The sequence below is a fragment of the Vibrio ichthyoenteri ATCC 700023 genome (assembly GCF_000222605.1).
In the GTDB taxonomy this organism is placed as follows: Bacteria; Pseudomonadota; Gammaproteobacteria; order Enterobacterales; family Vibrionaceae; genus Vibrio; species Vibrio ichthyoenteri.
The window spans coordinates 42299-60008 of sequence record NZ_AFWF01000092.1; the positions used below are offsets into that span (position 1 = coordinate 42299).

Sequence of the window (17710 nt, forward strand, 5' to 3'; positions counted from 1 at the left end):
ATTACTGTTCTTTATAGATTGGCTTAGCAAGAATACGGATGTCGCGCCCTACTTGCTTTAGCTCGGTAATATCAAGATCAATCACTTGCGACATTTCTTGCAAACCCAATGCGCCGAATAAACCTCGGCCATCACTGCCCATTAGCTTAGGAGCAAGATACAGCACCACTTCATCCACCAACTGCTGTTGTATCAGCGAACTGGCTAATGTGGCGCCCGCTTCCACCCAGATATGATTAATATTGTGCTGTTTGGCTAACATTTCAAATGTTGCGCGTAAATCAACTTGGTTATCGACGTTCAAAGGGCATTCAATATCACCATTAGGGGCGACAACTAGCCTCTCACCACCGGTTTGAAATAGCTTCAAATCTGCAGACAGTTTACTTTGGCGGTCAAGAATAACGCGCACCGGTTGGCGCAAGTGCTCTGCAGGATAATGCGCTTGAAGCGATTTAGGCAGGTCATCCCAACGAACGTTGAGAGATGCATTGTCTTCTATCACGGTTTGGCTGGTTGAGAGAATTGCACCGGATTGAGCACGCAAGACTTGTACGTCTTGTCTTGCTTGCGCCGATGTAATCCATTGGCTGTGACCATTAGCCAGCGCCGTTTGACCATCAAGACTGGCCGCCATTTTCAATTGAACAAACGGCATACCTGTTTGCATGCGTTTAATAAAGGCCGGATTCAGCGCTTGAGCATCGGCTTCAAGTAAACCCACTTGCACTTCAATTCCCGCTTCGCGCAGCATACGAATGCCACGACCAGAAACTTGCGGGTTAGGATCTTGCATCGCGCAAATCACTTTAGCGACTTTGGCGTTAATCAAGCCCTCGGCGCACGGAGGCGTGCGACCATAGTGAGAACAAGGCTCCAACGTAACATAGGCCGTTGCACCTTCAGCGAGTTCACCCGCCATACGCAAAGCATGTACTTCTGCATGCGGTTCACCGGCGCGAAAGTGAAAACCTTCGCCAACGATCTGTCCATCACGAGTGATGACACAACCGACATTCGGGTTTGGCGCCGTGGTATAGATGCCACCTTGTGCCAATTTAATCGCACGTGACATCATGAGGAAATCTTGTGGGGTAAATGTCGCCATTAACCGATCCGTTTAGTCTTCTAGTTTGGCAATTTCTTCGCCAAATTCACGAATATCTTCAAAGCTGCGGTAAACCGATGCAAAACGGATATACGCCACTTTATCGAGCTCTTTCAGCTGTTCCATGACCAAATTACCAATCATATCGCTCGGAACTTCTCGCTCGCCTGTCGCGCGTAATTTGGACTTGATCATACTGATTGCTAATTCAACCGCATCAGCACTGACCGGGCGTTTCTCTAACGCTCGTTGTAGGCCACCGACCATTTTATCTTCATTAAAAGGTTCACGGTTGCCATTCGATTTGATCACTCGAGGCATAACCAGCTCAGCCGTTTCAAACGTGGTAAAACGTTCACTACAAGCTAAACATTGTCGACGACGACGTACTTGATGGCCATCAGCCACTAACCGAGAATCGATTACTTTTGTATCGGTCTCAGTGCAAAAAGGACAATGCATATCACCTCCATATCAATGCTCGTAGTGTAACGGAATTGATAACTTGAAGAAAAGAAAAAGGGGCTATCTAGCCCCTTTTTGCAGAAATAACGATAGATTACAGCAATAACTGTTAACTACGAGTCAAGTAATTCGCTTTGCCAACCCACTTGTAACTGGTCAACTCTTCTAAGCCCATAGGACCACGAGCATGCAGCTTTTGCGTCGATACTGCGACTTCAGCACCTAAGCCAAATTGAGCGCCATCCGTAAAACGCGTCGAAGCATTAACATACACAGCAGCTGAGCCGACAGAGTTAATAAAGCGCTCTGCATTTTCAAGACTGTTGGTCATGATGGCATCAGAATGGCTCGCGTTGTGCACACGCATGTGATCAACCGCTTCAGCAACATCAGCAACCACTTTCACCCCAAGCGTGTAGCTTAGCCATTCAGTATCAAAGTCTCCGTCAACCGCATCACGCATCTCCTGCGCATTGCTAAGCAGTGCTTTCGCTTTTGGTTCAACGACTAAGGTAACCTTGCCATTCAAACGCTCTGCCAACATTGGTAAAAACTCTCCTGCCACTTTCTCATGCACCAACAAGGTATCAAGCGAATTACACGCAGAAGGACGTTGTACTTTTGAGTTTTCAACCACATCGAGTGATTTGGCCAAGTCAGCACTGTCATCAACAAAGATATGGCTGATACCAAAACCACCAATGATGACCGGAATCGTGCTGTTCTCTTTACACATTTTATGTAAACCCGCACCACCACGAGGAATAATCATATCCACGTAGTCATCCAGTTTAAGTAGTTGTGACACCAACTCACGGTCTGGCTTTTCAATGTATTGTACTGACGCAGCTGGAAGACCCGCTTTATCCAATGCTGATTGAATGACCTTAACCAGTTCCATGTTCGAGAAGAAGGTTTCTTTACCGCCGCGTAGGATGCTAGCGTTACCCGTTTTCAAGCACAATGCTGCGATATCAATCGTCACGTTTGGACGAGCTTCGTAAATCACACCCACCACTCCAAGTGGTACGCGGCGACGCGCCAATGACATGCCATTTTCTAGCACTTTGCTATCGATCTCACTGCCGACAGGGTCATTTAAATTGATGACGTTACGGACATCATTTGCGATGCCTGTTAATCGCTCTTCATTGAGCAATAAACGATCAAGTAATGCATCGGTTAATCCCGCTTGACGACCTAACTCGATGTCTTTTTCATTCGCCGCAAGGATCTCAGTCGCGCTAGCTTCAAGTTCATCTGCAATCAGTGCTAATGCTTGATTTTTTTGCGCAGTCGATGCTGTCGCGAGTATGAAAGCCGCCTCCTTGGCCGCTTTACCCATATTAATTAAATCCACGTCTCTTCCTTTCTAATTCTTTTATTCTTGAATGACGACCATATCGTCACGGTGTACGACTTCTGAACCGTAGTCGTAACCTAATACTGAATGAATGTCTTTACTGTGCGTACCGCGGATCTTATCCATATCAACACTAGAATAAGCAGAAATACCACGCGCAATCAACTTGCCGGCTTGATCCGTCACACGAACAACGTCACCACGAGCGAACTCACCACTGAGTGCTACAACACCTTTCGCCAACAAACTACTGCCCTTCGCTAGTACGGCATTCACGGCGCCGTCATCAATCACAAGATCCCCTACCGCGGCTGGCCCCGCTAAAATCCAACGCTTGCGGTTTTCTAACGCTTCTTCGCATGGCAAGAAGCGCGTGCCTTGTGGATCATCACCCAACGAGTCAAAAATAACATCAGGAGCACTGCCTGCAGCAATGATCACTTCAATGCCTGCGCGGCGAGCAATATCTGCCGCCTGTAGCTTCGTTGCCATGCCACCTGTACCAAGATTGGTACCGCTACCACCAGCGATTTTACGTAACGTATCATCGATGGTTTTGACTTCTTTGATAAGCTCAGCGTTCGGATCTTTACGTGGGTCAGCAGTAAACAGACCTTTTTGGTCGGTTAACAGCAATAACTTGTCCGCACCGCATAAAATACCCACAAGTGCCGATAGATTGTCGTTGTCACCCACTTTAATTTCAGTGGTCGCCACAGCGTCATTCTCATTCACAACCGGAATGATGTCATGCTCAACCAAGGCATTAATTGTATTGCGAGCATTAAGAAAACGCTCACGATCATCAAGATCGGCACGAGTCAGCAGCATTTGACCGATTTTCATACCATAAATGGAAAACAGCGCTTCCCAAGTTTGAATCAACTGACTTTGACCCACGGCAGCAAGCAACTGTTTGCTTGCCATCGAGTTGGGCAGTGCGGGGTAACCAAGGTGCTCACGGCCTGCGGCAATTGCGCCAGACGATACAATAACCACTGAGTGGCCAATTTTCTTGAGCTCTGCACACTGACGTACCAACTCCACCATATGAGCACGGTTAAGTTGTAGCGTTCCGCCAGTCAGTACACTGGTACCAAGTTTAACAACCACTGTTTGTGGCTGTGTCACAGTTCCGCATTGTTGATTCGTTGTCATGATCGATTGAATTATAAAAAAAACAAGAGCTGTTGTTTTATCAATCAACGCCACATTTAACAAGCAGAAAAGGCGCTAAAAGCGCCTTTTTATTGGTTACGTTTTATTAACTGGCCTTTTTAGACAAATTCGACCGATTTGTCATGCAGCGAGAGTGACATTGCATACTCTTTTTCTAGCAATTCAACCAATTTTTGATGAAAAACGTTTTGAATTCGATTTACTTCAGCGATCGCGTCTTTAGGAATAGCCTTATCAACCCACTCACCTTTTTTATCGTACTTCCCGACTCGATAACGTGCCGCAAATTCTTGACCTTGCATTTCAAGTTCAAGCCACCAACCCCAAAATTCACGCTCTTCCGGAGACTTCTTGTCATCTACGCAAACAGCCAAGCAATCAAATAAATAAAACTCTTCCCTACTTTGCGATTCCCTGAGGTAAGGGTCGATGGCTCTTAAACTCGTTAGCAAGCGAAAATGAGTCGGGATTTTTGTCACTTTTGACATATAGACTCTCCATTTTTCTATTTTAATTATCAGCAGGTTATTAACTTAACCTTACATTACTGTTAACTAAATTAGAGCAAATGTCATCTCAACAACTCATCTTCTAACCATTTGATCGCTAAACCGAGGGATTGCTCATATCCTTGTGTAATTGTTTTGGAACTGATTTTCTTCGCTTTTCCATAATCACTAAAAAGTGCCACTAACTGGTTATCACTAAAAGGTGAAACAGGATCGCCTTCAAGGCTCATAGCCAAAATCGGCACCTTGGTTTTACGACTCGATAAGAAGCCTTGCGTTTTCAAGGACCACGCCATCATTTGCCCTGATAAACTATGAATATCAACCACTTCTTTACCCAGACGCGTCGCCAGTAGATCGAGATACATTTTCGGCATCTTTTTCAATTTAGCCGGAGACGAGAAAACATCATGGATCGGGGCGCCCAAAGAGACACAAGCCTTGATTTTAGTCTGTTCCATAAATGACAAACGCACCAAAGCGTTTCCGCCAAAACGGAAACCAATCAAACCCACACGGAAATGGTCCACCCATGGGATATTTGGCAGTTCATTCAGCACCGCTTGGTGTAAACAAGAAGAGTCTTCCGATAACGACCAATGACTAGAATGGCCCAGCGATGGCATATCCACAGTCAACATCGCAATATCTTTCGGTGCGAGATGATCTCTGAACAAGCGCCACATATCGGTTTGTAAGCTATCCAAACCAGCACTCACGATGACCACAGGTTTAGGCTTATCCGTCGAGGCGAGATGCAGGTGAGCAATGATTTTTTTACCTTTATAAGGCACTTCAATACGCTTAATGATGTACTGGGTTTTTTCAGCCGCATCTTGATAGGCTCTGGCTGATAAAGCTTGAGCTTGGATGGCAAGGTTATCGTTCTTTAGATGAGGATAACCGGCAATGCTATAACACAAAGAGGCATTAAACAGCTCATCGGCGGCTGATTCGCCTTGCATTTCACCGGCACGCTTTTGATGCAGCATCCCTAACTTGGTCCACTCAAATGTCCAATTACCACCATGGTAGCCCATCACCGTATCAAGCCACTCTTCATGAGTGCGGGAATGGTTTGAACCGGCGATTTTGGCCAGTACGCTTTCCATTTCGATCGGATCGATACCTTGCCACACCCATTGCAAGCGACGAAGATTGCGATACCATCGCTGACCTGAATTTTCACGCATCTCATCAAGCAAAGCGCGGTTGGTTGGCATATAGCGAGTGAACTCTGAAGTCTCTTTCGCTTGCTTGTGATTGACAAATAACGTTTCGGAAAGGTTTTGATTATCCAGTTCAGACATGATGATACCTAACTAATGACTACCCCAACATAATATACTCAAGTTTACTCAAGATGCCATGTTGAATAGCACAACTCACATTTAACGACAGCATAAACAAAAAATGACCCGCGAAGGGTCATTTTAAAATCATGTTAAACGCTTACTTTTGTTTGCGATTAATTGGTTCCACAAATTGCACTGTGGTATCCCATGGCTGCTCAATCCACGTATCTTGAGCAATATCAACCACGTAATCATCAAGTAGTGCTGCACCTGATGGTTTTGCACAAACAGCAATCAATTTCGCTTTCGGGTACATTTCACGTAGTTTACGTGCTGTATCACCGCTATCCACTAGGTCTTCGACGATTAGGAAACCTTCGCCATCACCTTCTGGTGCTTTTAGAACCGTCATGTCACGTTGATGATCATGATCATAGCTAGAGATACAAATAGTGTCGACATGGCGAATGCCTAGCTCACGCGCAAGAATAGCGCCAGGTACTAGACCACCGCGACTTACCGCCCAAATGCCTTTCCATTGTTCAGCTGGCATCTGTTTTTCAGCAAGCTGACGACAGTAATTTTGCATGGCGTCCCAAGTGATAATGAATTTTTTGCTCATTGTAATAACCTAATAATTTTAAAGTTTGCATCCCCGTATTAGGCAAAATAAAACCAAAAATGGCTTACCGTGCGAGTAACAACTGGCAAATAGGGGAAAAGCGACGCAAACGATTATTCTACCGAAAGCGTCGAGCAATACCAATGGAGAATTCGTCATTTCAAAAAAATAAAAGCCATAGTAGCGTAAACCACTATGGCGATGTGAAACTCGTCACTTTAAAGCAGTGAACCGTTTACCTAGCCGATAAAACGTCACGAAATAAAGTCTTTGCCCGCTCAGGGCGTAGCATTAAGCAACCAGATATTTAATCGCGAACAACGCCGCCAATGCCCATACGCTCACTGAAACTTCACGGCCTTTGCCGCTAAGAAGTTTAATCGCGGCATAGGAGATAAAGCCAAGAGCAATACCTTCAGCAATAGAATAGGTCAAAGGCATCAATAAACAGGTAACAACGACAGGTGCTGCTTCCGTTAGATCACGCCAATCAACACTGACTAGACCCGACATCATCAAAATAGCCACGTAGAATAACGCGCCTGTTGTTGCGTAAGCTGGGATCATACCCGCCAACGGTGAGAAGAAGATTGCTAACAAGAACAGCACGCCAACTACTACCGCTGTCAAACCAGTACGTCCACCAGCTGCAACACCGGCAGTTGATTCAACAAATGATGTCGTGCTTGAAGTACCTAATACCGCACCAACAGAGGTCGCAGTAGAGTCAGCTAGCAAGGCTTTATCTAGACGAGGTAGCTTGCCATCTTCTTTAATCAGATTCGCTTTTGTTGCCACGCCGACTAAGGTGCCAGCGGTGTCAAACAAATCAACAAAGAGGAAAGCGAACACAACCGAAATCATGCCAACTTCAAACACGCCAGCGATATCCATTTGCATAAATGTTGGAGCAATACTTGGAGGTGTTGACATCACACCGCCCCATTGCACGTCACCAAGCACAATACCGATTGCAGTGGTAATTAGAATCGCGATCATTACGCCACCACGAACACCGCGATAAACCAAGCCAATCGTGAGGAAGAAACCTAACGCCGCTAAAGCTGGTTTCAAGCTTGCTAGGTTGCCGCCACTCACCAATGTTGCTGGGTTGTCGACTACAATACCGGCATTTTGCAGACCAATGAAAGCCAGGAAAAGACCGATACCGGCTGAAATACCAGTACGCAAAGAAAGTGGAATCGAGTTAATGATCCATTCACGGACTTTGAAGATACTCAAAGCCATAAATAGAATACCAGAGACAAACACAGCGCCAAGTGCGACTTGCCATGTGTGGCCCATACCCAGCACAACACCATAAGTGAAGAAGGCGTTTAGGCCCATGCCTGGAGCAAGCGCAATTGGGTAGTTAGCGACAAAGCCCATAATAAAACAGCCAATCGCCGCAGCCAGACAGGTCGCGACAAAAACCGCGCCTTTATCCATACCAGCATCAGCTAGCATCGCAGGGTTTACAAAAATGATGTAAGCCATCGTTAAAAAGGTAGTGATACCTGCGATGATTTCAGTTTTGACACTCGTGTTATTTTCACTGAGCTTAAAAAGTTTCTCGAACATGGTTAAATCCCATCAAGATAAAAAGTAAACGTTTGCGTAATCGATTGGCTGCAATTATAAAGTTATCAAATAGCAAATTCCAGATAGATTTAATGCTCTAATCAATTTTTTTACTCTAGAAAAAGAGCAACCAATGGTTAATTCAACCATTATAACAGCCAAATCCCTTTATATTCATAGGTTAAAAGATATTTTAAACCCATGAACCAATCGACCAAAATTCGAGCCATGTTGTAAACTTTCACTCAGTTTTTGGCCAAGGAAGAGCTTATTAAGCCTCTTTTATATGCCTATTATTGCGCTTTAAATGATCACTTTAAGAAAAGATACAGATGGTGTTTAAGAAATGTACATATTGCAGATAAAAAAACGCCACTCAAATTGAGTGGCGGTTGAATCATGTCAGCTAAAAAAGAAAGCTGTAAATAAATTCCAATAATAGGGGTGAACAAAACTGTTCGGTAACAAGCTAAAAACTAATAGCCAAAACTTGTTGGGTATACAAAGTTACTCGTATAAACAGAGCTGTTTATCCAGAACATTGCACTTGGTAAACCTTTCATACTATCACCTTTTAAATCAATTAATTAAATAACAAACATTGATTTCTCGGTTCCTTGGAGGCGATAAATCGGACTCATCCTTTGAGCATTTTTTCTTCGCTTTAGAAGTTGGTTATAAATATACCCCAAAGAAAATAAATTACAAGCAAATTGGTGATAAAAGTCACAAAAACTTCAATAATTGATCTGCATCACGAGAATTCTGTAAGTTAATTACAGAATTAGCAATGAGAGTTGCTGAAATATCACACAAGAATGAAAACGATTGCTTATCTAAAAATCCCACTATTTGCAGCGATCTTGTACAACAAGAAAATCGCTTTTTTACCTCTACTCTCTACTTCAGTACAGTGATATGCTAGCTCGCACTAGTTAATGGGCAATTTATAGTTTTTCATCCTATGTTGGATAACTTGTTAACCAATATGATATCGCCCAGTACCAAATAAGGAGTCATCCGTGTCTGAATTCCATTCTGAGATTAGTCACTTATCCCCTGCACCACTGTGGCAGTTCTTTGATAAGATCTGTTCTATTGCGCATCCATCAAAACATGAAGAAGCTCTCGCTCAGTACATTGTAACTTGGGCACAAGAACAAGGCTTCGATGTTCGCCGAGATCCTACCGGTAACGTTTTTATTAAAAAACCAGCCACTCCGGGAATGGAAAATAAAAAAGGCGTCGTTCTTCAAGCTCATATTGATATGGTTCCGCAGAAGAATGAAGATACTCAGCATGACTTCACTACTGATGCAATCCAACCATACATTGATGGCGAGTGGGTAACTGCAAAAGGCACAACGCTAGGCGCAGACAACGGTATTGGTATGGCTTCTTGCCTAGCTGTACTGGCATCAACAGATATCAAACACGGCCCAATCGAAGTTTTACTTACGATTGATGAAGAAGCGGGCATGACGGGCGCGTTTGGCTTGGAAGCGGGTTGGTTAGAAGGCGATATTCTACTTAACACGGATTCAGAGCAAGAAGGCGAAGTTTACATGGGTTGCGCTGGTGGTATTGACGGCGAAGTCACTCTGCCTCTATCTCGTGAAGCGATTCCTGCTGGTTACGTTACGCGCCAATTAGTGCTTAAAGGCCTTAAAGGCGGTCACTCAGGCTGTGACATTCATACCGGCCGTGGTAACGCAAACAAATTATTGGGTCGCTTCCTTGCTGGCCACGCTCAAGAGCTTGAACTCCGCCTGATCGAATTCCGCGGTGGTAGCCTACGTAATGCGATCCCACGCGAAGCATTTGTAACGATTGCTCTACCTGCTGAAAACGAAACAAAACTGGCTGAACTTTTTGATTTCTACACTGAGTTACTGCGCACAGAACTCGGCCGCGTAGAAACCGATATTGCAAGCTTTAACCAAGCAATGGAAGTTGAAGCTCAAGTCTTTACTATTGCAAGCCAACAACGTTTCATTGCCACTCTTAACGCTCTTCCAAATGGCGTTATTCGCATGAGTGATGATATTGCTGGTGTAGTTGAAACTTCACTAAACGTAGGTGTTATTGTCACTGAAGAAGACAAAATCACCGTACTTTGTCTTATCCGTTCTTTAATTGACTCGGGTCGTCAGCAAGTGGAAAGCACACTCAAATCAGTGGCTGAACTTGCTGGAGCGAATGTGGCATTCAGTGGCGCATACCCAGGCTGGAAACCAGATGCGGATTCAGAAATCATGGCGGTCTTCCGTGATCTTTATGAGAGCATCTATGGCCACAAGCCAAATATCATGGTGATCCATGCGGGGCTTGAATGTGGTCTATTTAAAGAACCATACCCAGAAATGGATATGCTTTCTTTCGGCCCAACCATCAAATTCCCACACTCACCAGATGAAAAAGTTGAGATCAGCACGGTTGCGCTGTTCTGGGAACAAATGGTGGCGCTACTAGAAAATATCCCTGAGAAAGCATAAGCAACTCAGTGAATCATTAGTAGAAGTTATCCGAAAAGCCAGCTTGGATTAGCTGGCTTTTTTACTGACCACGATAAAAATATTTTGTCGTCATTACTAATTATTTTCGTTAGTCACGGATATATCAGGTTGTTACAGTCCCCGTCCTTGAAGCGTCTTTGGCAAACCATCTTGCCTTCTTCAAGCACCATAACACCGTGTTGTTATGTTGGGAGCGCTCCTTCCTGGGGTGTCTTATTTCTCTCATATACTAATCTGTATTAGGTAATCGTGTATTTCGTTGTGCACTGAAATATTCATTTGCAGGCATAACCCTTTACTAGCCTATTTCTATTGGCTATTGCTGAAGAGATTTTAGTTCTCGTCGGCAGACGATGAAACCAACACATTTTTGTATATCAACGAACTGAATAATTGTGATGAAGAAAGAAAAACTGCTCGTAGGCTGGTGTGAAACACTGTCCCTACCATGTCTTGGTATTGATAAAATTAACGCTAAAATTGATACCGGCGCCAGAACCTCTTGCTTACACGCGTTCAAAGTAGAGAGCTTTTACAAGGAAGAGACACAATGGGTACGCTTTTGGCTGCACCCTATTCAACACAACACGGAAGTAGAAGTCGTTTGCGAAGCTAAAGTTATCGATGAACGCGTTGTTCGTGACTCTGGTGGTCATGAAGAAAAACGCTATGTGATTCAAGTCGAGATGAGCCTCGGCGGTCAAACTTGGCCAATTGAAATCACATTAAACAACCGCGAGAACATGGCTTTTCGTATGTTATTAGGTCGCACTGCAATGCATCACCGCATCCAAGTCGATCCTGTAGAATCATTTTTAATCCCGTTTGAGGAAAACAAATAATGAAAATTGGTATTCTGTCACGCAACGCGAATCTTTACTCGACTCGTCGCCTAATCGAAGCGTGTGAAGTTCGAGGCCATGAAGTTAAAGTAGTTGATGCTCTTCGCTGTTACATGAATATCAATTCAGATAAACCAGAAATTCACTTTAAAGGTGAAGATCTTTCTGGTGTCGATGCTATTATTCCTCGCATCGGTGCATCTGTGACTTTTTACGGTACTGCAGTGCTACGCCAATTTGAAATGATGGGTGTCTACCCAATCAACGAATCGGTAGCGATTACACGTTCTCGTGACAAATTGCGTTCAATGCAACTGCTATCGCGTAAAGGCATTGGTATGCCTATCACTGGCTTTGCAAGCAAACCAGATGATGTTAAAGATTTGCTGGAAATGGTTGGCGGTGCGCCAGTTGTTATCAAGCTACTTGAAGGTACTCAAGGTATTGGTGTTGTGCTAGCGGAAACTCGCAAAGCGGCAGAAAGCGTTGTTGAAGCTTTCATGGGCCTAAAAGCCAATATCATGGTACAAGAATTCATTAAAGAAGCTGGCGGTGCCGATATTCGCTGTTTCGTTCTGGGTGACAAAGTGATTGCCGCGATGAAGCGCCAAGGTGCTGAAGGTGAGTTCCGCTCTAACCTGCACCGTGGTGGCAGCGCGTCACTGATCAAAATCACGCCAGAAGAACGTCGCACTGCGGTTTCTGCTGCGAAAATAATGGGTCTAAATGTGGCTGGGGTCGATCTACTTCGTTCTGACCGTGGTCCATTAGTCATGGAAGTAAACTCATCTCCAGGTCTTGAGGGTATTGAGGCCGCTACCGGTAAGGACATCGCTGGAATGATTGTCGAATTTATTGAGAAAAACGCGGCAAGCAAAAGGACTAAAACTCGTGGCAAAGGCTAAAAAGAATCGTGCTTTTGAATTTCTCGGTGAAACAGTTGCACCGGGAGAACGTAAGGTAATCGAGTTAGAAGCTGCCAAGCTTTACACTCACTCTCCTTTATCGATTCCAGTCGAAATCATCAATGGTCATTTGGCTGGTCCAACATTGATGGTTAACGCTGCTATCCATGGCGATGAACTAAATGGCGTAGAAATCGTTCGTCAGTTAATCAACACCATTGATGTGAACAAACTGAAAGGCACCCTAATTGCGGTGCCGATCGTGAACGTATTTGGTTTTATTCATAAGTCTCGCTACTTGCCTGACCGCCGTGATTTAAATCGATGCTTCCCGGGTAGTGAAAAAGGCTCGCTAGCTTCACGCATGGCGCACACCTTTTTCTCTCAAGTAGCAAAACGCTGTGACTACATCTTAGATTTGCATACTGGTGCGATTCATCGTACCAACTTGCCTCAAATCCGTGCGGATCTGAGCAACCCTGAAACGCTAAGAATTGCCCAAGCGTTTGCAACACCTGTAACAGTGGATGCTCCCCTGCGTGATGGTTCGCTGCGTAGTGAAGCTGAACGTTTAGGTATCCCTGTGCTGACTTACGAAGCGGGCGAGGCTCTGCGCTTTGAGCCGATTTGTATCAGTGCCGGCTATATTGGCGTACAGCGTGTAATACAAGCTATTGGGATGTTACGTGCGAGCCGTAAAAAGCTACCAAATACCGTGATTGCAAAATCAACCAGTTGGTTACGTGCAGAGAGCGATGGCATTCTACGAACCTTAGTGACACTAGGGGAAAAAGTAGATAAAGGCCAGGTATTGGCGTACATCAGTGCACCATTGGGTCACAGTGAAATTGAGCTAACGGCACGCAAAGGCGGTATCGTTATTGGCCAACAAACACTGCCTTTGGTCAATGAAGGTGACGCTATTTTCCACCTTGCTTACTTCGAAGAAGATGATGACGAAGTAGAACAAGTGGTTGAAGACTTTATTGAAGAGATCATCGATGCGGATTTAGAGCCGCTAACGACCGGTCAAATCAATACGCACTCTTAAGCTCATACATACCGAGCTTTGCATGCTAATAAAAAAGCCCGCGAATCACGCGGGCTTTTTTTGTATGCTGAATTTATCGCTCATTCATTGCAATTAACCGAATGAAGCCCAAATCACGGTTGCAACCAAAAGTGGGCAAACAAACTTTACATACGCCGGCCATAATTTACCAAATAGGCCTTGGCTAAATTCAGGGCATCCCTGCTCAAGCTCTTTAATCTTGGCATTTCGGCTCCATACCCAACCACCAAACAAACAGAACAACAGTGCTGCCATTGGCTGTAAATATTGGGTCGCAACGGTCGCAACTAAACCAAACATCGCACCGAAGTTATAAACAATCACTACGCTGAACAGAGCAATAATGCCACCAAGCACCCAACTGGTCGGCCCACGTTTGGTATTAAAACGTTCCCCTACAAGAGATACCGGACACTCCAGCATAGAAATTGAAGACGTTAACGCGGCAATTGTTAATAGTAAAAAGAAAGCGATTGAGAAAATTTGGCCAAGCAAGCCTAAGCTATCAAACATTAAAGGCAATACAGTGAAGACCAATGTGTCTGAGCTCAGTAGTGAGCCATCTTCAGCATAGATTTGTACGCCTTTTTGCATCGCCACGAACATCGCAGGCATCACCACAAGGCCAGCAATAAAGGCAACAGCGGTATCAACCAGCGTTACGTTCATCGCCATCTTTGGCAAATTCTCTTTTTTACTAAGGTAAGAGCCATAGATCAGCATTGAACAACCGCCAATGGTCAAAGAGAAAAAGCCTTGCCCCATTGCAGCTAAAATCAGTTTGCGATCAAAGACTTTTTCGAAGTCTGGCACTAAATAGTGTTTCAAACCTTCCATCGCACCATTTTGCGTCATGATGTAAACGAACAGCAAACCAAACAAAACAAACAAAGCTGGCATCAAGCGTGTTGACCATTTCTCGATACCTTGTTTTACCCCACCTTGTACAATCAAAATGGTGAGAACATAGAAAACGAGAGTACCAAACAGGTTACGTTCTACACTAAATCCTTTAAACCACTCCGTCGCCGCTTGCAGACCAAAAATATCAGTAATCGCGCCCAGCATGAAACAAATCAACCAGCCACCAACAATACTGTAAAAAGCCAATACCGCACACGGGACACTTAGACCTACCCACCCGACAAAACCACCAACGGTTTTGCCCAACGGATTGTGAGTCAATGACCGCATGCTATCAACAGGGTTCGCTTGACCATAGCGGCCGATCGCCATTTCAACCACCAGCATAGGGAACGCGACCACAAGGATCATCACTAGGTAAACCAGCAAAAAAGCACCGCCACCATTACTGGCGGCCTGAGTAGGAAAACCCCAAATATTACCAAGGCCAACGGCTGCGCCAGCGGCGGCAAGTACAAAGCCAAGACGAGAGCCAAAATGCTCGCGATCAGAAGAATGTTGTTGTGTCATACCACTCACACAAATATCAATGAACTAGTAAGCTAGTACATTATAGATAAAATGAATTATTCACAAGCTGTATTAGATAATTATTTTGATATAACGCGCAATTAGCCGAGGATCTCACTGTAGCGTTTTTATACATACAATAAAAAAGAGAGCCCGAAAGGCTCCCTAATGAGATAACATTTAATCTTTAAATACTAAAGACTTGATAATCTTTTAGCTGTGGGATTTTTTTCAATACATCTTGTTCTTGTTCAGCCATTTGATCTAAAGACTCACAGAACTCCTGCGCTTTCTGTTGCGATTCAGCAGCATGTTCTGCCATACGCTTTTCGACTCTCTCTTTGAGTGCGTACATTCCTTCAGAGAGCTCAGTTAAATTCAGGCCGCCATCTTGCTGCATCTTCTCTGATAACACACCCATCGCATCTGAAAGAAATTCACTGGTGAAAATCTCTTTCGCTTTTGCAAAGTCATTGGCCCAAGATTGCGTCATTTCATCAAAACTCTGAGCAGGCAAAATTAAATCACCATCTTTGTAATAACGCGCTTCTACATCAGCATAGAAATCTTTGACCGCAGTTTTTACGTCATCAAAAGCACCTGGAGCTTCAAGGCTGGTTGCTACGTCATCAATCAGGTCATTCGCCAGCGCGACACCGTCATCAGCCAATTGTTTTGCTCTTGGCAGGTAGTCATTCATTTGCTGACGATATTGCTCAATCGCAGCTTGCTGATCCGCTGTAAGCTGAATCTTGTCACCACCAATAAACAAGTTATTGTCACCATCAACCACCGCTGAGTCACCATCGCTATGGGTAATTTCTAGCTTCTCACCATCTAATGTCACCTGGTTTTTGATATCGATGCGACATTGCCCAGCAAGACTATTGGCACTAAAACCGGTCGCGCTCAGAAATATAAGAGAAAGGCTGATGATTTGTTTGTTCATGGTGTCACTCAATCGTTATCCGAATCTATTATTACTATACCATCAATCAACATCAGACATGTTAGCTTACTGTCACGACTTGGTAGGCCTTTGATTTATCGCCAATCTTAACCACCACATCATCGCCTTCGAACTTCCCTTTGAGTGCTTTGCCCAAAGGAGACAACAAGGTAAGCAAATAGACTGAACACTGCTGTGACACCACTTCTAAACCGCCAGAGCAAGGCGCAATAAAGAAGCACTTACTCACTTCGTCTTCATCCTCCAGCTCAACATAGGCACCAACACCAATAGCACTCTCAGTAAAACTACGGATAGGAAGATTACGCATTAGACTCAATTCATACTCACATTCTTGAACTCGCATCGCTTGACCATGAGCTAAATAGGCCGCTTCCAAAGCTAAGGTATCGTATTTATGTTCAGACACGGTTTGATCATCCGTCGCAGCATCGATAGCGGTTTGCGTTGAGGAGTGAGCGATAACTAACTTATCTTGAAGGGCGGCGATGATATCGGCAACTAATGACTGTTTGTGCATGATGACGTGGATTGAAAAGACTACATAGAAATTAAGGATTATAGAGTAGCACACTCCCTCTGATACCAAGAGCCCGGGCGTAAATAAACTCAAAATCCTCAGCGATTAACTCCAACCTCAAGCATGCTTTATCAAAAGAAACTCAATTGCTTGCTTTGATCTTCAGGCTTAAGCATAACGCTCAGCCCAAGCAAGCGGATTTCCCGGCCATTTTGGCGTTTTAAAACTTCGCTTAACAATTGGCGAAAATCATTCAATTCCAATTGCGGATAGATATGCTCAATCGTGGTTTGCTGGAAATCGGCAAACTTAACTTTAATACCCTGCTTGATGATCGATTTATCTGGGCTAGCTTTGAGCAGACGAACTTCCAGCTCAGGATACAGCTTCTGCTCAATCACTTGCCAACACTCATCATAGCTAACAATATTGTGAGTAAATGTACGCTCAACACCGACCGATTTTCGCTCGCGCTCAGTCACAACTTCACGCTCATCAATGCCGTGGCTACGTTTCCATAAAGATTCACCTTGACGGCCAAAGCGACGCAATAACTCACGATAGTCACTTTTTTTAATATCCTCGCATAGATAAAAACCGGCTTGATGTAATTTTTCTAAGCTCACCTTACCCACGCCTGGAATTTTTTCCAACGGCAGTTTATCCACCACTGACTGAACTTGCTCCGGAGGAATAACACATTGACCGTTGGGTTTATTAATGTCGGAAGCGACTTTGGCTAGGAACTTAATCGGCGCAATGCCGGCTGAAGCCGTGAGATTCAGTTCCTGTTCGATATCTTGTCGAATTGCTTGGGCGATTAACGTGGCAGAGCCACGACATAACGTAGAGTCAGTGACATCAAGATAAGCTTCATCAAGAGAAAGTGGTTCAATCAATGCGGTATAACGCTCGAATATGGCGCGTATTTGCCTTGAGACTTGCTTATAAACCTCCATACGGCCACGCACAACCAACAAGTCAGGACACAACTGTAATGCACGCGCTGTTGGCATGGCACTGCGTACACCAAACTGACGAGCTTGATAGTTACAAGTGCTGATCACGCCACGTTGTTTTTCACTGCCACCGACCGCAAGTGGCCGGTCGCGATATTGCGGATTATCACGCATTTCGACTGCGGCAAAAAAACAATCCATATCAACATGAATAATTTTCCTCACTCGTTCCGAAGTCATAACCGCCACACTACACTGTTTAAAAATACAGTATAAATAATATTTCCGAGGAAGAAAAATCTTATTCGCACTTCATTCTGCGCCCTTAGTCATAGAGCAATTGGCGATAACGCTTTATGATAACTATTAA

Annotated in this window: 16 protein-coding genes; 4 read left to right on the forward strand and 12 right to left on the reverse strand. The window is 44.4% G+C overall.

Annotation, left to right across the window (positions count from 1 at the left end; genetic code table 11):
• Nucleotide 1 precedes the first annotated feature (1 nt).
• The 8 genes from ribD to RH85_RS07970 form a co-directional block, all read right to left on the reverse strand.
• Nucleotides 2-1108: a bifunctional diaminohydroxyphosphoribosylaminopyrimidine deaminase/5-amino-6-(5-phosphoribosylamino)uracil reductase RibD gene (gene ribD, locus RH85_RS07935; protein ID WP_006711695.1), complete on the reverse strand. Its 1107-nt coding sequence runs from the start codon at nucleotides 1106-1108 to the stop codon at nucleotides 2-4.
• Between the two features lie 12 nt (nucleotides 1109-1120).
• The gene (nrdR, locus tag RH85_RS07940) at nucleotides 1121-1570 is read right to left on the reverse strand and encodes a transcriptional regulator NrdR (RefSeq protein WP_006711696.1); all 450 of its coding nucleotides are present in this window, start codon (nucleotides 1568-1570) and stop codon (nucleotides 1121-1123) included.
• A gap of 112 nt (nucleotides 1571-1682) precedes the next feature.
• Nucleotides 1683-2933, reverse strand: a complete 1251-nt coding sequence (locus RH85_RS07945; protein ID WP_039948864.1) for a glutamate-5-semialdehyde dehydrogenase — start codon at nucleotides 2931-2933, stop codon at nucleotides 1683-1685.
• A gap of 21 nt (nucleotides 2934-2954) precedes the next feature.
• Nucleotides 2955-4094: a glutamate 5-kinase gene (gene proB / locus RH85_RS07950; RefSeq protein ID WP_039948881.1), complete on the reverse strand. Its 1140-nt coding sequence runs from the start codon at nucleotides 4092-4094 to the stop codon at nucleotides 2955-2957.
• A 119-nt stretch (nucleotides 4095-4213) separates the two neighbouring features.
• Nucleotides 4214-4603 (reverse strand): sigma factor-binding protein Crl, encoded by a 390-nt coding sequence (gene crl, locus RH85_RS07955; RefSeq protein ID WP_006711699.1) that lies wholly within the window; start codon nucleotides 4601-4603, stop codon nucleotides 4214-4216.
• 83 nt (nucleotides 4604-4686) lie between these two features.
• Nucleotides 4687-5934, reverse strand: coding sequence for an esterase FrsA (frsA, locus tag RH85_RS07960; RefSeq protein WP_006711700.1), 1248 nt, complete (start codon nucleotides 5932-5934; stop codon nucleotides 4687-4689).
• Nucleotides 5935-6076: 142 nt separating this feature from the next.
• A complete protein-coding gene (gpt, locus tag RH85_RS07965) occupies nucleotides 6077-6541 on the reverse strand; it encodes a xanthine phosphoribosyltransferase Tet(34) (RefSeq protein ID WP_006711701.1) in 465 nt (154 codons plus the stop codon).
• A 291-nt stretch (nucleotides 6542-6832) separates the two neighbouring features.
• Entirely contained in the window at nucleotides 6833-8122 is a 1290-nt protein-coding gene (locus tag RH85_RS07970; RefSeq protein WP_006711702.1) for an NCS2 family permease, read from the reverse strand.
• A 1022-nt stretch (nucleotides 8123-9144) separates the two neighbouring features.
• Here RH85_RS07970 and RH85_RS07975 point away from each other — a divergent pair.
• From RH85_RS07975 to RH85_RS07990, 4 genes are all read left to right on the forward strand, one after another.
• The gene (locus tag RH85_RS07975; protein WP_006711703.1) at nucleotides 9145-10617 is read left to right on the forward strand and encodes an aminoacyl-histidine dipeptidase; all 1473 of its coding nucleotides are present in this window, start codon (nucleotides 9145-9147) and stop codon (nucleotides 10615-10617) included.
• 419 nt (nucleotides 10618-11036) lie between these two features.
• Nucleotides 11037-11480: an ATP-dependent zinc protease family protein gene (locus RH85_RS07980; protein WP_005592784.1), complete on the forward strand. Its 444-nt coding sequence runs from the start codon at nucleotides 11037-11039 to the stop codon at nucleotides 11478-11480.
• Nucleotides 11480-12385 carry a 30S ribosomal protein S6--L-glutamate ligase gene (gene rimK / locus RH85_RS07985; protein WP_006711704.1) on the forward strand — a complete coding sequence of 302 codons (906 nt, stop codon included), beginning with the start codon at nucleotides 11480-11482 and terminating at the stop codon, nucleotides 12383-12385. Before RH85_RS07980 ends, rimK begins: the two co-directional genes overlap by 1 nt.
• Complete coding sequence (locus tag RH85_RS07990; RefSeq protein ID WP_006711705.1) at nucleotides 12372-13436, forward strand: succinylglutamate desuccinylase/aspartoacylase family protein; 1065 nt, start codon at nucleotides 12372-12374, stop codon at nucleotides 13434-13436. The genes rimK and RH85_RS07990 overlap by 14 nt, the downstream gene beginning before the upstream one ends.
• A gap of 93 nt (nucleotides 13437-13529) precedes the next feature.
• Here the strand turns inward: RH85_RS07990 and RH85_RS07995 are convergent, their stop codons facing one another.
• From RH85_RS07995 to dinB, 4 genes are all read right to left on the reverse strand, one after another.
• Nucleotides 13530-14891, reverse strand: coding sequence for a sodium-dependent transporter (locus RH85_RS07995; RefSeq protein WP_006711706.1), 1362 nt, complete (start codon nucleotides 14889-14891; stop codon nucleotides 13530-13532).
• A 187-nt stretch (nucleotides 14892-15078) separates the two neighbouring features.
• Entirely contained in the window at nucleotides 15079-15840 is a 762-nt protein-coding gene (locus RH85_RS08000) for a YggN family protein (protein WP_006711707.1), read from the reverse strand.
• 61 nt (nucleotides 15841-15901) lie between these two features.
• Complete coding sequence (locus RH85_RS08005) at nucleotides 15902-16381, reverse strand: GreA/GreB family elongation factor (RefSeq protein WP_006711708.1); 480 nt, start codon at nucleotides 16379-16381, stop codon at nucleotides 15902-15904.
• A gap of 131 nt (nucleotides 16382-16512) precedes the next feature.
• Entirely contained in the window at nucleotides 16513-17580 is a 1068-nt protein-coding gene (gene dinB / locus RH85_RS08010; protein ID WP_039948867.1) for a DNA polymerase IV, read from the reverse strand.
• Nucleotides 17581-17710: the final 130 nt, after the last annotated feature.

What these genes read in the sequence shown, in the direction of transcription:
- ribD (WP_006711695.1), bottom strand. Translation starts at nt 1,108, where the DNA reads ATGGCGACATTTACCCCACAAGATTTCCTCATGATGTCACGTGCGATT.
- nrdR (WP_006711696.1), bottom strand. Translation starts at nt 1,570, where the DNA reads ATGCATTGTCCTTTTTGCACTGAGACCGATACAAAAGTAATCGATTCT.
- proB (WP_039948881.1), bottom strand. Translation starts at nt 4,094, where the DNA reads ATGACAACGAATCAACAATGCGGAACTGTGACACAGCCACAAACAGTG.
- crl (WP_006711699.1), bottom strand. Translation starts at nt 4,603, where the DNA reads ATGTCAAAAGTGACAAAAATCCCGACTCATTTTCGCTTGCTAACGAGT.
- frsA (WP_006711700.1), bottom strand. Translation starts at nt 5,934, where the DNA reads ATGTCTGAACTGGATAATCAAAACCTTTCCGAAACGTTATTTGTCAAT.
- gpt (WP_006711701.1), bottom strand. Translation starts at nt 6,541, where the DNA reads ATGAGCAAAAAATTCATTATCACTTGGGACGCCATGCAAAATTACTGT.
- RH85_RS07970 (WP_006711702.1), bottom strand. Translation starts at nt 8,122, where the DNA reads ATGTTCGAGAAACTTTTTAAGCTCAGTGAAAATAACACGAGTGTCAAA.
- RH85_RS07980 (WP_005592784.1), top strand. Translation starts at nt 11,037, where the DNA reads ATGAAGAAAGAAAAACTGCTCGTAGGCTGGTGTGAAACACTGTCCCTA.
- rimK (WP_006711704.1), top strand. Translation starts at nt 11,480, where the DNA reads ATGAAAATTGGTATTCTGTCACGCAACGCGAATCTTTACTCGACTCGT.
- RH85_RS07995 (WP_006711706.1), bottom strand. Translation starts at nt 14,891, where the DNA reads ATGACACAACAACATTCTTCTGATCGCGAGCATTTTGGCTCTCGTCTT.
- RH85_RS08000 (WP_006711707.1), bottom strand. Translation starts at nt 15,840, where the DNA reads ATGAACAAACAAATCATCAGCCTTTCTCTTATATTTCTGAGCGCGACC.
- RH85_RS08005 (WP_006711708.1), bottom strand. Translation starts at nt 16,381, where the DNA reads ATGCACAAACAGTCATTAGTTGCCGATATCATCGCCGCCCTTCAAGAT.
- dinB (WP_039948867.1), bottom strand. Translation starts at nt 17,580, where the DNA reads ATGACTTCGGAACGAGTGAGGAAAATTATTCATGTTGATATGGATTGT.